At 35.5% G+C, this 13,170-nt stretch carries 10 protein-coding genes; 8 read left to right on the forward strand and 2 right to left on the reverse strand.

Translation table 11 applies throughout. The annotated features are described in order from the left end of the window. The first annotated feature begins 45 nt into the window (after positions 1-45). From argH to Q0992_RS02740, 7 genes are all read left to right on the forward strand, one after another. Positions 46-1,317 (forward strand): argininosuccinate lyase, encoded by a 1,272-nt coding sequence (argH, locus tag Q0992_RS02710; RefSeq protein WP_299520109.1) that lies wholly within the window; start codon positions 46-48, stop codon positions 1,315-1,317. Between the two features lie 320 nt (positions 1,318-1,637). Next, entirely contained in the window at positions 1,638-2,519 is an 882-nt protein-coding gene (locus Q0992_RS02715; RefSeq protein ID WP_299520111.1) for a nucleoside triphosphate pyrophosphohydrolase family protein, read from the forward strand. Further along, complete coding sequence (locus tag Q0992_RS02720; RefSeq protein WP_299520113.1) at positions 2,520-3,509, forward strand: nucleotide kinase domain-containing protein; 990 nt, start codon at positions 2,520-2,522, stop codon at positions 3,507-3,509. After that, positions 3,499-3,981 (forward strand): TIR domain-containing protein, encoded by a 483-nt coding sequence (locus Q0992_RS02725; RefSeq protein WP_299520115.1) that lies wholly within the window; start codon positions 3,499-3,501, stop codon positions 3,979-3,981. Before Q0992_RS02720 ends, Q0992_RS02725 begins: the two co-directional genes overlap by 11 nt. A gap of 5 nt (positions 3,982-3,986) precedes the next feature. Continuing rightward, positions 3,987-4,607, forward strand: coding sequence for a hypothetical protein (locus Q0992_RS02730; RefSeq protein ID WP_299520117.1), 621 nt, complete (start codon positions 3,987-3,989; stop codon positions 4,605-4,607). Positions 4,608-4,619: 12 nt separating this feature from the next. Then, positions 4,620-5,201: a toll/interleukin-1 receptor domain-containing protein gene (locus Q0992_RS02735; protein ID WP_299520119.1), complete on the forward strand. Its 582-nt coding sequence runs from the start codon at positions 4,620-4,622 to the stop codon at positions 5,199-5,201. A 9-nt stretch (positions 5,202-5,210) separates the two neighbouring features. Then, entirely contained in the window at positions 5,211-5,861 is a 651-nt protein-coding gene (locus Q0992_RS02740; RefSeq protein ID WP_299520121.1) for a hypothetical protein, read from the forward strand. Positions 5,862-6,005: 144 nt separating this feature from the next. Here Q0992_RS02740 and Q0992_RS02745 read toward each other — a convergent pair whose 3' ends face one another. Both Q0992_RS02745 and gltB read right to left on the reverse strand, forming a co-directional pair. Further along, entirely contained in the window at positions 6,006-7,472 is a 1,467-nt protein-coding gene (locus Q0992_RS02745) for a glutamate synthase subunit beta (RefSeq protein WP_299520123.1), read from the reverse strand. Positions 7,473-7,475: 3 nt separating this feature from the next. After that, complete coding sequence (gltB, locus tag Q0992_RS02750) at positions 7,476-11,975, reverse strand: glutamate synthase large subunit (protein ID WP_299520124.1); 4,500 nt, start codon at positions 11,973-11,975, stop codon at positions 7,476-7,478. A gap of 445 nt (positions 11,976-12,420) precedes the next feature. Here gltB and Q0992_RS02755 point away from each other — a divergent pair, with 445 nt between their 5' ends. Further along, on the forward strand, positions 12,421-13,152 hold the full coding sequence (locus Q0992_RS02755; protein ID WP_299520126.1) for a DUF6733 family protein: 732 nt from the start codon (positions 12,421-12,423) through the stop codon (positions 13,150-13,152). Positions 13,153-13,170 lie beyond the last annotated feature (18 nt).

A 13,170-nucleotide genomic window follows, 5' to 3' on the forward strand; every position in this document is an offset into this window, starting at 1 on the left:
GAAGCGCTCTTGATTCTAAAATTTTAAGAATTAAAATTTGTTATTATGAAACTCTGGGACAAAGGCTACTCAATCGATAAAAAAATAGAACAATTTACAGTCGGAAACGATCGAGAAATTGATTTGCATATTGCTGCATACGATGTGCAAGCCTCGTTAGCACATGCCATCATGTTAGAATCCATAGGCATTTTAACGTCTAAAGAGCTAACTCAACTTAAAGTAGGGTTGAATGCCATTTCAGCATCTATCGACAGCGAAGATTTTGTTATTGAAAACACCTTTGAGGATGTGCATTCTAAAATTGAATTTGAACTCATCAAATCCTTAGGTGAGGTCGGAAAAAAAATCCACACGGCACGTTCTAGAAATGATCAGGTTTTGGTGGCTTTACAATTGTACTATAAAGACAATCTAAAACAGATTAATGATAAGATTAAAACATTCTTTGAAACCCTTCTAAGCCTAGCAGAAACCCACAAAGATCAACTATTACCTGGTTACACGCATTTGCAAGTGGCTATGCCATCGTCGTTTGGCTTATGGTTCTCGGCTTATGCCGAATTATTGATTGACGATGTTTATGTGCTTAATGCGGTGTCTAAAATTGTGGATCAAAATCCTTTGGGCTCTGCTGCAGGTTATGGGAGTTCGTTTCCTATTGATAGAGCGTTAACCACTAAAGAACTCAATTTTTCAACCTTAAAATACAACGTTGTTGCCGCACAACTCAGCCGAGGAAAAAGTGAACGTACCATTGCCAGTGCCTTGGGTGGATTATGCAATACCATGGCTCGTTTTGCGATGGATATTTGCCTCTACATGAGCCAGAATTTTGGATTTATAAGTTTCCCAGACGAGCTGACTACAGGCAGCAGTATTATGCCTCACAAAAAGAATCCTGATGTGTTTGAATTGATTAGAGGCAAGTGCAATAAGATTCAAGCCTTACATACCGAAATGCTACTGGTTACCAATAATCTGCCTAGTGGTTACCATCGCGATTTTCAGTTGTTAAAGGAAAACATGATCAATGCTTTGGAAGATGTTAAGGACATTCTCGATATTTTCAACTATGCCATTCAGCAAATCATCGTTAAGGATATCGACTTGAATGATGAAAAATACAAGTATCTCTTTACGGTTGACAGCATCAATAATCTGGTGGTTGATGGTATGTCGTTTAGAGAAGCCTATAAAGAGATTGGTAGTCAAGTACAAAACAATACCTATGAACCTGATTTAGGTAAACCACATACGCATCTGGGGAGTATAGGAAATTTATGTTTGGATGAGATTAAGGCGAAGTTTCCTTGAGAGTTTGTACTAAATTAACTTAGCATTACTGTTTTTATTATAGTAATAACTATTTTTATATTGATATAGAAAGTTAAAAGAGGGTATCGAAATTCACATACAATAGATTAATTTTTTATATATTTATGATAACCCTTAAGAATGAGATTTTCGCTCGATTTAATCTCAATTAATAACGCTTTAATTTTAATGTTATTCTCCTTTTGCTTAATGCATATTGGGAATTATTAACGTATTTATGGTAAACCGTAAAGTACTTTTTTAAGTTTAAGTTATTTTGGTTTATCAATCTATAGGCATTAACTTTTTAATAATTTGAAGTGAATTTTAAAACTTATCAGGAAAAAGCGAAGAAAACTATTCAGAAATATGTGAACGATGAAGATATTGATGGAATGATTCCCTTTTTAGGAATGGTCGGAGAAACTGGGTCTGTAATCACAGAATTAAAAAAGAAGATTAGAGATGGTGATGGGTATAATAATTTTAAGCCACAGTTGGAAGAAGAGCTAGGAGATGTATTATGGTATATATCTACAATAGCGACTGAGAATGATATTGACTTAGAAAGTATTGCCATAAAAAATATAGAAAAAATAACCGACAGGTTTTCTGACAAAGATTCTTCTAATTTCAAAAATTACGATGATATTTACCCAAAAGAGGAACAGTTTCCAAAAGAGTTTGAAATTGATTTTCAGGAATTTGATGAAAAAGGGAGGAAGAAATTGAAAATAATTCTTAATGGGCATGAGCAACTAGGAGATAGTCTTACTGATAATGCTCATGAGGATGACGGTTATAGATATCATGATATATTCCACTTTGGATATGTAGCTTATCTAGGATGGTCACCAGTTATTCGAAAACTAATGAGAAACAAAAGAAAAAGTCAACCCAGTACTGATGAAGTTGAGGATGGTGCTAGAGCTCAAATAACTGAGGAGTTAATAACCCTTTATATATACAGTCATGCTCAAAACCATCAGTTGTTCAAGTATAGTAACAGAGTGGATACAGACATATTAAAAACAATTCAAAAATTGGTGAATAAAATTGAAGTAAATGATTGTACTGCGAGTCAATGGGAAACTGCAATAATAAACTCTTACAAGGTTTTTGATGAACTAAAGAAAAATAATGGCGGCAGAGTTCTTGTCAGTTTGAAGAATAGAAAATTAATATATATAGGTACAAATTAGGTGGATATAGTGATTAAAAAAAGTAAACCCAAGAAGAGTATAGTATTTAATACTTACTGGGAGTTTGCCCATAAAAGACAAGAAGTTTTTTTTAATAAAATTAAGAAGAAAAATGTATTAACAAATGACAAAATTTTAAAGAAGTATAAATTCACTAATGCATATAGAGCTTCAGATCGTGTAAGTCAGTTTTTAATACAGAACGTAATTTATAATAAAGAGTATTCCCCTGCAGATTTGTTCTTTAGAATCATCATATTTAAAACCTTCAATAAGATAGAAACTTGGAAGGTTCTACAAAATACAATGAATGATATTAGATGGGGTAATTATGACTTTAAACTCTACGATACTATTCTTACTAATCATATGAATAAAGGTAACTCGATTTATTCTGGTGCTTATATAATGACTTCTGGCAAATCCAGTTTTGGATATAGTAAAAAGCACAGAAATCATTTAAGACTGATTGAATTAATGATGAAAGATGCTTTACATGAAAAAATACAAAATGCAACAACTTTAGAAGATGTATTTAATCAGTTTAAAGATTATCCTACATTAGGTGATTTTCTGGCATATCAGTATACTATAGATGTAAATTATAGCACCTTAATAGACTTTTCAGAGATGGATTTTGTAATGCCAGGTCCTGGTGCAAAAGATGGTATAAAAAAATGCTTTGTGGATTTAGGAGATTACCAACTAAACGATGTAATTAAATATACATGTAATCTGCAAGTAAGTGAGTTTAAAAGAATGAATATTAACTTCTCAGATTTATGGGGAAGATCTTTAAGTTTAATAGATTGTCAAAACCTATTTTGTGAAGTAGACAAATATTCAAGGGTTGCTCATCCTAATATAAAAGGAATATCAGGAAGAACTAGAATTAAACAAAAATATAATTCAAATAATGAAGAAATAAACTATTGGTATCCACCTAAATGGAGCTTAAATCACAAAATAGAAAAGATGTATGAAAAATAAAGAGAAAAATGTTTTTATAAGCCACTATAATAAAGACGAGAAACAGATTCAAAATCTTAAAAATTTATTATCAAAAAAAGGATATACAATAAAGAATAGCTCTATTGATAGTACAAAGCCAAATCGGGCAACTAATCCAGAATATATTAAAAGACTTTTAAGGCTTAGAATTAATTGGGCTGGAAAATTTATAGTACTTATAGGTAAAAATACCCACACAAGAAGTTGGGTTGATTGGGAAATTCAAAAAGCCCATGAAAAAGGAAAAAAAATAATAGGTGTTTATTTGAACGGACTTAAAGAAAAAGTAAAATTACCTGAGAACTTGAATAAATATGGCCATGAAGTATTAGCTTGGAATTCGGATGCAATAATTGATTCACTTGAGAACAATGAGCGAACTCCTCAATGGCAAAATCCAGATGGGACTGCAAGAGAATCCTATTGGAAGAATAAAACATCAAATTGTTAGCAGCAATGGAAATGTATTCTTATGTTGTTGCTAGAGACTTTGGTTTTGCACCTAATCCGTATGGAGAGTATTGTACTCTAGCAACTTGCAAGCCAAAAATCAGAGAAAAAGCACAAATTGGTGATTGGGTCATAGGAACAGGGGCTACAGGATATAATCTTCGAAATCACTTAGTCTTTGCCATGAAAGTTGAAGAAAAAATTAAGTTTCAGTCTTATTGGGATGATTTAAGATTTCAATACAAAAAGCCTATTATGAATGGTAGTCTAGTACAAATGTACGGTGATAACATATATTCTTTTGATAAGGAAAAAAATACTTGGAATCAATTAGAGTCGCATCATAGTCATCCTGATGGCACCATAAATACTCATAACTTGGATAGAGACATAGGTGGTAAGAATGTATTGATTTCTAGTTACTTTTTTTATTTTGGAAAAAACGCTATCGAGATTCCTAATAGATATAGAGAAGTGGTTAAATCTGGTCCAGGCTATAAAAAAAATATTGATACGGAAATAAAAAATGGGGTTGTAAATTATTTAATCAAAAACTATCAATTAGGCTATCACTCTGATCCAGTTCATTTTAGTGGAGGGTTCAAAATATATGATGGTGTTTCCTAAAATATAAAGAACATGAAAGGAACGAATAAATCAATCCGGATTCAAGGAAAATTAATTTCTAAGCCCTCCTCAAATAGTAAACCTTGCGTGTTTTTAAGTCATAAAAAGGAAGATAAACAAGCATGTAAAGTTATTGGAAAGTATTTAACTAGTGCTGGGATTGATATTTTTCTAGATGAATATGATAAACAATTACAAAATGCTGTAGCTTCTGGGAATGCTAGATTAATTGTTAGCAGAATTAAAGAAGCTATTGATTACTCAACTCACATGTTGGTGGTGATTTCATTAAAGACATATCAATCCCAGTGGGTGCCATTTGAAATGGGATATGGCCACTCAGAATTGATAGATGACTCAAAATCTGATGGTTTGATTTTAAACTTATCCCTTTTGACTCTAAAAGATATTGTAAACCATAAGTTACCTGAATTTATGAAAATTGCTCATAAAATAGAGGGAATTAAAGGATTAAATAAGTATATATGTTCTCTAATTAGGCAACCAGAACAAACTCTTATTAGTAAGAACTTAATTTCTAGCCATTCGGATATAGTTCATCCATTAAATAATGTTTTAGATTGGCAATTATAAAATAGTAAAATGAAAATAATTGAATTCTTTTATGATAATGAAAACTATACTCTATCAATAGTGCTTAACATTTTTGGTATTTTATTGGTAGTTATACTATTCTTTTTGATAAGAAAAATATTGAAATGGATAAAAAATAAAAGCACTATTGGTTATGATATAAAATTAGCCAAATTGAAGTATAAAATTTTAGGTGCCGAATATGAATATCAAATTCAAGCCAACTATCAAAATATCGAAATAGCACATAAGATTTATATCGAGCTAATAACTAGGAAAGCTGCTATTTTGTTTGATGAAAAGGAAGATGTAATATCACAGATATACGATTCTTGGTATAAATTATTTGATATCACAAGGCAAGAACTGAAAAGTTATACTGGCGAATCTATACTAAATAAAAGTTCAGATCAAATTACCAGTCTCTTAACCGACATTTTAAATAAAGGATTACGCCCTCATCTTACTAAATATCAAGCTGAATATAGAAAATGGTATCAAAACGAAGTTGATAATCATGAAAACAATAAAAAAAGTCCTCAAGAAGTACAAAAGCAATATCCAAAGTATAAGGAATTGGTTAATTCATTAAAAGAAGTAAACAAATCGTTGATTGATTATTCAAATCAATTAAAAAATATTTGGCTTTCTGCTCGTTAAAGCTAGTTTTCGTGCACCAAAGTCAGAAGTAAAAAGTCTTTTTAGCTAACGTAACGAATAAAAAAGCACCCTTTCAGGTGCTTTTTAAAATTCTACACTAACTAATAATAACTTCCCTTAGAACATAGCAGTAGAATCTATAGGTTATACACGTGGCAAATCACTCTCGTCTTTTAAAGGTAAATGCGATTCGCCCATGAGATAGGCATCCACATGGTGCGCTGCTTGGCGCCCTTCTGAAATGGCCCAAACAATCAGCGACTGTCCGCGACGCATATCACCAGCCGCAAAAACACCAGGTACATTGGTCGCATAATCTTTGGTTGAAGCTTGGATGTTGGTTCTAAAGTCCATTTCCAATCCAAATTGCTCGGCTAAGGTTTTTTCTGAGCCTGTAAAGCCCAATGCCAAAAGTGCTAAGTCGCACTCCCATTCTTTTTCGGTGCCTTCAATTTCTTTGAGTTGTGGACGCTCACCTGCTTTAAATAGCCATTCCACCTCCACGGTTTTTAAACCTCTAAGATTGCCGTTGCCATTACCTAAAAATTCCTTGGTCGATATACTAAAGAAACGCTCAACACCTTCTTTATGCGACGAACTCGTTCTCAGTTTCATCGGCCAATACGGCCAAGGTTGATGTGCTGGTCGACCTTCGGTAGGTTTGTCTAAAATTTCAAAATTGGTCACCGATTTCGCGCCATGACGATTGGAAGTGCCTATACAATCACTTCCTGTATCACCGCCTCCAATGACAATGACATGCTTATCTTTTGCTGAAATAATGGCTTCAAAATCCACCAGACCATCCACATATTCATTATTCAATTTTAAGAAATCCATGGCTTGGGTGACGCCTTTTAATTCCGATCCTGGAATTGGAATACTCCGTCTTACGGTAGCACCTCCACAAAGTACGATGGCATCAAAATCTTTCTTTAAGGCACTGGCTTCCACATTGACTCCGACATGGGCATTCGTTACAAAGGTGATGCCTTCTTCCCTTAGAACATTTAAACGTCGATCAATCACTTGTTTTTCCATCTTAAAATCCGGAATGCCATAACGCAATAAGCCACCTACTTTGGCATCGCGCTCAAACACAGTGACGTTATGTCCTGCCCTGTTAAGTTGCTGTGCTGCCGCCAATCCTGCTGGCCCAGAACCAATAACGGCAACGGTTTTATCGGTTCTTACTTTTGGTGGTTGGGCTGTAATCCAACCTTCTTCAAAAGCCGTTTCGACAATATTCTTCTCAATATTTTCAATCGTCACAGGATCTTCATTAATCCCTAACACACAAGCTTCCTCACATGGTGCTGGACACAAACGTCCTGTAAACTCTGGAAAATTATTGGTTTTATGTAAAATCTCAGCAGCTTCCTTCCATTTGCCTTTATAGACTTTATCGTTAAAATCTGGAATAAAATTCCCAAGTGGACAACCACTATGGCAAAAGGGAATACCACAATCCATACAACGTGCGCCTTGATCTTTAAGTTGTTCTTCTTCTAGCGGAACGGTAAACTCCTTATAGTTTTTAATACGCTTTTTTGGCGCTATATAGCTTTCGTCCTGTCGCTCAAATTCTAAAAATCCTGTTATCTTTCCCATGACTTAAGCTGTTTCTAATTGTTCTTGTTCTAATCGTAATAAGGCCTGTCTGTACTCTTCCGGAAGTACTTTCTTGAACTTTGGAAGATAGTTATCCCAATTGGCTAAAATACGCTTCGCTAAAGGACTCGTCGTCGCGATGTAATGATTTTCAATCAATGTTTTTAGCTGGTTCTCGTCCTCGTTTAAAACTACTGAATCTATGTTTAAATCTGCTGAATTACATAAGGATGTAAAGGTGTCATCGCTATCCAAAACATAGGCAATACCTCCACTCATTCCTGCACCAAAATTCCGACCTACACTTCCTAATATCACCGCAACACCTCCTGTCATATATTCACAACCATGGTCACCGATACCCTCCACCACAGCTTTGGCCCCTGAGTTTCTAACACAGAAGCGTTCACCAGCTTTTCCATTGATATACACTTCACCACTTGTGGCTCCATAAAGCGTCACATTACCTGTAATGATATTGTCTTCAGGAACGATAGTACTCTCAGCAGGGACTTTAATGATGAGTTTTCCACCAGATAAACCCTTACCTAAATAATCGTTGGTATTGCCATGAACCGTCATACTCACCCCTTTAGTGGTAAACGCCCCAAAGCTTTGTCCAGCAGACCCACTAAAATCGATGTTAATCGTATCTTCTGGCAGTCCTTGTGCACCATAAATTTTAGATATTTCGTTGCTCAGAATAGCACCTACTGCGCGATCCATATTGGTAATTGGTAAGTCTAAATGCGTGCGTTGTCTTCTAAACAATGCTTGATGTGCCTTCTTTATAATCTGGAAATCCAAATGGGTTTCTAAATTATGGTCTTGTTGCTCTGTGTTATGAAGTTTGACGTCGTCCGCCACCTCAACTTTATGAAGAATTGGTGTTAAATCAATTCCCGACGCTTTATAATGCTCAATGGCTTTATTGCGATTTAATTTATGTACCTGACCTACCATTTCATTGACCGTTCTAAAGCCAAGTTTGGCCATAATCTCACGTAATTCTCTCGCTACGAAATACATGTAGTTGACTACGTGCTCTGGTTTTCCTTTGAACTTTTTTCGCAACTCAGGGTTTTGGGTAGCAATGCCTACAGGGCAAGTGTTTAAATGACAGGCACGCATCATAATACAACCTGAAGCGACCAATGGTGCTGTGGCAAATCCGAATTCTTCAGCGCCCAACAAACAAGCTATGGCCACATCTCGACCTGTCTTTAATTGGCCATCACACTCTAAAACGACGCGGTTTCGCAAGTCATTCATTACTAAGGTTTGTTGGGCTTCGGCTATTCCTAATTCCCATGGTAAACCTGCATGGCGTAATGAGGTTAATGGAGAGGCTCCTGTTCCGCCATCAAAACCAGAGATGAGTATGACGTCTGCCTTAGCTTTGGCAACACCAGCCGCCACAGTTCCGACACCGACTTCAGAGACTAATTTCACATTGATTCGTGCTTCTCTATTGGCGGATTTTGCATCGTATATCAATTGTGATAAATCTTCAATGGAATAAATATCATGGTGCGGTGGTGGAGAAATCAAACCGACATAAGGTGTCGAATTTCGTGTTTTGGCAATTTCGCGATTGACTTTTGGTCCTGGCAGTTGCCCTCCTTCTCCCGGTTTTGCTCCTTGTGCTATTTTAATTTGAATTTCATTAGCATTGGTTAAATAGTTGGAAGTAACTCCAAATCGCCCTGATGCGATTTGTTTAATCGCTGAGTTTCGCCAATCGCCTTGCGAACTTTTGTAAAAACGTTCTTGGTCTTCACCTCCTTCACCAGAATTGGATTTTCCCCCTATTCTGTTCATGGCTATGGCTAAATTTTCATGAGCTTCCTTACTAATCGAACCATAAGACATGGCTCCTGTTTTAAAACGCTTTACGATTTCGGTCCATGACTCTACTTCTTCAAGTGGAATGGGATCGAACTGATCAAATTCAAATAAACCTCTAATGGTCATTAGATTTTTAGACTGATCGTTCACCAACTTAGAATATTCCTTATAGGTTGAGGCCTTGTTTGTTCGCACCGCTTCTTGAAGCTTGGCTACTGTCAATGGATTAAACATGTGCTTTTCCTGTCCACGTCGCCATCTGTAATCGCCTCCAATTTCTATATCAGCATTGGTGTCATTCACCTGAAATGCTTTTCTATGGCGTTTTACAATTTCTTGTTCAATCTCCCGCAACCCAATTCCTTGAATACGTGTTGGTGTATTAGGAAAGTATTTTTCAACCGTAGCGGTATTGATACCAATACATTCGAATAATTGGGATGCTCTGTATGAGTTTAAGGTTGAAATCCCAATCTTATTCATCACCTTCAAAATGCCTTTTCCGATGGCCTTGTTGTAATTTTTAATGGCTGTGAGGTATTCTAGATCGGTGACATCATTCGTATTGATTTGTTCTTGAACAATCTCATTGACGATATACGGATTAACGGCACTGGCTCCAAAACCAAACAGTAACGCAAAATGATGGACTTCGCGAGGTTCGGCAGATTCAATAATGATACTTACTTGAGAGCGCTTGCCTAGCTTGTGTAGTGAATGATTAACGTATGAACATGCTAATAACGCAGGGATAGGTGCATGATTTTCATCGACATAGCGATCCGAAAGTATGATGATGTTTGTGCCTTGATCTACGGCTTTTGATGCCTTCGTTACCAAATTATCCAACGCTACTTCCAATTCATTCAAACCTCTATTCACTTCATATAACATTGAAATCGACGTGACTTTAAATTCTGGGTTTGAGTCATAATTTCTAATCTTATCTAAATCGTGCTTGGAAATAACAGGGTTTTGAATTTTCAATTTCTTACAATGTTCCGCATTGATATCGAACAAATTAACATCGCTACCCAGTGTTAAACTAATGTCGGTAATCAACTCTTCTCGAATACCATCTAATGGCGGGTTGGTGACTTGTGCAAACAATTGCTTAAAGTAGTTATACACTAATTGCGGACGTTCTGACAAGACTGCAATCGGTGTATCGCTTCCCATAGAACCAATGGGCTCTTTACCCAATTGTGCCATTGGTCTTATAATGGTATTTAAATCTTCTTGTGTATAACCAAAAACAATTTCGCGTTTTTTCAAATCAATTTCATCGTATAAAATCGGCCCTTTTTTAGCGGAGATATCCTTAAGGTGAATTAAATGTTCGTCCAACCATTTTCTATAGGTATACTTGGACGCGATTTTTTCCTTTATTTCTTCGTCATTAACAATTCTCCCTTCATTCATATCTACCAAGAACATCTTACCTGGCTCCAAACGACCATGATACTCCACATTTTCTGGTTTTATATCTACCACTCCAGTTTCGGAAGACATGATCACATTGCCGTTTTTGGTCACTGTATATCTAGATGGACGCAATCCATTTCTATCCAAAACGGCTCCTATATAATTACCATCCGTAAAAGGAATGGATGCCGGACCGTCCCAAGGCTCCATGACACAAGAATTATACTCATAGAATGCTCTTTTAGCATCAGACATATTTGGGTTTTTCTCCCATGCTTCTGGCACCAACATCATCATGGCTTCCGGTAAAGAACGGCCTGTCATTAATAATAATTCAACCACCATATCTAATGTTGCCGAATCTGATTTTCCTTTTAAAACCGTTGGAAGGATTTTTTTGATATCATCACCAAAGGCTTCGCTCTTCATAATTTCCTCGCGCGAGAACATGCGAGACACATTACCTCTTAATGTATTAATTTCTCCATTATGGCATATATATCTAAAGGGTTGCGCCAAATCCCAAGTTGGGAAGGTATTGGTAGAAAAACGCTGATGCACTAGAGCGAGTCGCGTATCTAATGCCGAGTTGAACAAATCGAGATAATACGCATTGATATGTTCAGGCTTTAGTAGTCCTTTGAATATAATAACCTTTGTGGATAGACTTGGCAGATAAAAAAACTGGGATTCCGACAATCTAGAGTTATATATGGTATGTTCTGCAATTTTTCTGGCAGCGAATAGTTTTAAATTGAAATCTTGATCGGATTGACCACCATTTTCTTTACCAATAAACACTTGTTTTACATGCGGTTCTGTTGTTTTGGCTATGTCTCCTAAAATAGCGCTATTAACGGGTACATCTCTCCAGCCAATAAGGTTTAGTCCTTGATTTTTGATTTCGGTTTCAAAAACATCGATACAATAGTTACGTTGATTTTCTTTTCTAGGCAAAAACACGTTACCCACAGCATATTGACCTGCCTCTGGTAAATCAAACTCACAAAATATTTTAAAAAAGTTATGTGGAATATCAATTAAAATTCCCGCTCCATCTCCTGTAACACCATCGGCACTTACTGCTCCACGATGTTCAAGTTTTACTAAAATTTCGAGCGCTTTGTGTATAATGTCATTAGAGCGTTGTCCGGTTAAACTACAAATAAATCCTGCACCGCAATTATCATGTTCAAATTCTGGTAAATAAAGACCTTGTTTCTTCAGCATAATTCCTAAATTTTTGAGGGTTTTTCAATCCTTATTATATCACTAATATATAGTCAAGAATCCTATTAGAAAAAAAGTGAAATCACTTTTCCCATATCGATAATTAAGTGCGTTTTTAATGAAAAATCATCAATAAAAAGCTGATAAATTAAAAATTAATCAATGAATTATTTTTCAATAAAAATTGTAAAATATTACGAAAACGTTTTCGAAAAATCATTTTTTGTAAGAATAATTTAACAAAAATGCCAAAATATTGAAAAATATTGAATTTACTAATTGTTGATTTTATAAAAATCATTTAAAAAATAGTCTTACCCCTAATTTTTTTAGGGTATAAAATATGATATTCATAAAAATTATAATTCTTACCCTATTTTTTTAGGGGTATTAAATAAAATAAAATAGTTTTGGTCACTAACTAACTTTTTAAACATAAAGAATTATGAGAAAAAAAATTACACTTTTTATGCTTTTAGTAGCAATGGGTTTATTTGCTCAAGAAACAACTGAAGAAGAAAAGTTGAGCGTTGGGCTAAGCATTAATCATGATGCATTTTTTGGACTTAATCCTATGATGACATTTGGTTATGACGTGAGCGAAGCAGGTACAATCACAGCTTACGGCATTCAATGGGGAGCGGGAACAGGAAGTGACTGGGGCCAATGGACTGAATTTGGAATCGGTTACAACCATACTGTTGGAAACTTTGACATCAATCCTCAAATTGGTTTCACTTTTGGAAGTTTACTTTCTAGTGGTGCAGCCCAAGAGGGCATTGTTGGAGATGGTATTGTCCCTAACCTAACCGTCAATTTTGGTTCTGAGAAATTTGAAGGTCAATTCTATTTCGGGTATTATGCCGCTTTGAGCGATAATACGGAAGCTGGAGATTCTACCAATAACTACGTGCATTACTGGGCGAATTTTGGATACAAGGTAGCCTCATTTTTCTCCTTTGGAGCGCACTTTGAGGAACTTTATCTATCTGGAGGTGAAACCAATGGAGGCGGTGATTTAGACCGTGTTGATGGTTACGTTTGGTTTGGTCCTTATTTACAATTTCAAAAAGGTAATGCAGGGCTTAGACTTTCATTTGGTGGTAATTTAGCCGATGAAGATGATCGTTTTGCGCCAAATGATTTTTACAAACTGTCATTCTTTATAACGCTCTAATAGGATTGAAGTTTGTAT

This window comes from Winogradskyella sp. (genome assembly GCF_028289625.1).
Classification (GTDB): Bacteria; Bacteroidota; Bacteroidia; order Flavobacteriales; family Flavobacteriaceae; genus Winogradskyella.

What these genes read in the sequence shown, in the direction of transcription:
- argH (WP_299520109.1), top strand. Translation starts at nt 46, where the DNA reads ATGAAACTCTGGGACAAAGGCTACTCAATCGATAAAAAAATAGAACAA.
- Q0992_RS02725 (WP_299520115.1), top strand. Translation starts at nt 3,499, where the DNA reads ATGAAAAATAAAGAGAAAAATGTTTTTATAAGCCACTATAATAAAGAC.
- Q0992_RS02730 (WP_299520117.1), top strand. Translation starts at nt 3,987, where the DNA reads ATGGAAATGTATTCTTATGTTGTTGCTAGAGACTTTGGTTTTGCACCT.
- Q0992_RS02735 (WP_299520119.1), top strand. Translation starts at nt 4,620, where the DNA reads ATGAAAGGAACGAATAAATCAATCCGGATTCAAGGAAAATTAATTTCT.
- Q0992_RS02740 (WP_299520121.1), top strand. Translation starts at nt 5,211, where the DNA reads ATGAAAATAATTGAATTCTTTTATGATAATGAAAACTATACTCTATCA.
- Q0992_RS02745 (WP_299520123.1), bottom strand. Translation starts at nt 7,472, where the DNA reads ATGGGAAAGATAACAGGATTTTTAGAATTTGAGCGACAGGACGAAAGC.
- gltB (WP_299520124.1), bottom strand. Translation starts at nt 11,975, where the DNA reads ATGCTGAAGAAACAAGGTCTTTATTTACCAGAATTTGAACATGATAAT.
- Q0992_RS02755 (WP_299520126.1), top strand. Translation starts at nt 12,421, where the DNA reads ATGAGAAAAAAAATTACACTTTTTATGCTTTTAGTAGCAATGGGTTTA.